The organism is Galbibacter kalidii (assembly GCF_026241135.1).
Classification (GTDB): Bacteria; Bacteroidota; Bacteroidia; order Flavobacteriales; family Flavobacteriaceae; genus Galbibacter.
Window position 1 is genome coordinate 1 of the sequence record NZ_JAPFGA010000063.1, and the last position, 1,083, is coordinate 1,083.

Annotated in this window: 3 protein-coding genes; all 3 read left to right on the forward strand. The window is 43.6% G+C overall.

Features of this window, described 5'->3' with window-relative positions; all coding sequences use genetic code 11:
* A partial coding sequence (locus OOZ15_RS20390; RefSeq protein ID WP_323670664.1) for a JAB domain-containing protein occupies positions 1 to 107 on the forward strand: 107 nt, incomplete at its 5' end.
* 135 nt (positions 108 to 242) lie between these two features.
* Positions 243 to 440: a hypothetical protein gene (locus OOZ15_RS19840; RefSeq protein ID WP_265958175.1), complete on the forward strand. Its 198-nt coding sequence runs from the start codon at positions 243 to 245 to the stop codon at positions 438 to 440.
* A 393-nt stretch (positions 441 to 833) separates the two neighbouring features.
* A partial coding sequence (locus OOZ15_RS19845; protein ID WP_265958176.1) for a BfmA/BtgA family mobilization protein occupies positions 834 to 1,083 on the forward strand: 250 nt, incomplete at its 3' end.

Below are 1,083 nucleotides of genomic sequence, written 5' to 3' on the forward strand. Positions count from 1 at the left end.
GTAAAATATGTAAAGCTGCCGAATTGTTGGATGTTAAGGTACTTGATCATATCATCCTTGCACCCGATGGCAGTTATTACAGTTTTGCGGATAATGGAGATTTATAATAAAGTACACACCATGAAAGGTACGGAAAAAACGGAACTTGAAACACGGCAGGAAGAAGGGCACGACCTAGGGGATTATCCCGATGGTTTCGCCCCTGACCTGTACGACCTGTGAACAACTTTAAATTCAAAACGATGGTCTATTTGAATTATAACAACCTCGATGCCGATACCCAAGAACGTTTGCTTTCCATGTCCAAAAAAGATGTGGAAAGCCGTTTTGGGGAACAGTTATGTGACTATGCCCGCAAGCATTATATCAGCTATGATACCCTGTTGGAAGAAGAAGCGATACGGAATCTATACAATTATAAGTATGTTTTCAAAATCTGAACAGTAAATTACACTAAACAAGCCCATTTATTATGATGGGCTTTTTCTATGCGCAATCCCCTAAATTCCATACCTTTATAGGGTTGGAACGAGATACGTTTTCCAAAGGTCATCGCTTAATTTGATTTGACTTTCCTTGATGGCCATACCCATAGAAATGTAACATAAAAAGCAACCGGCTTTACGGTCAGGTTGTTTAGAAAATTTTGCCCCGCCGAAGGCGGGGATGGAGAAGCAAGAGGGTAGCGCGCTCACGCGGCGCTACATGTTTGTTTTGCTCCGAAAACCCCCTGTTTATAGGGGTTTGGGAGGATTAAGTAAAATAGGGGCCGGTAGGTTTTTCACGGAAAAAGCAACCGGGCCCAATAAAACCAAGGGATTTTTCACGAAAAAATGGACAAGGGATATGAAAAAGAACGGTTTGTAAGCCTGAGCATCAAAAGTTCGGTGGCTAGAAAGTTTAGGCGGTTCTGCAAAAGAAAAAGAGCATCACAGTCGATGGCCCTGCTTTCCATGCTGGACTTTTTTGAGATCAACGGCGTCTCCCCGGAGGACCGGTTGGGGGAGACCATAACAAGCCTCAAAAGACAGATCAAGCAGCGCTTTAATGCCGTGGTCGCCATTATCCGGGCTGTTGAAAAAG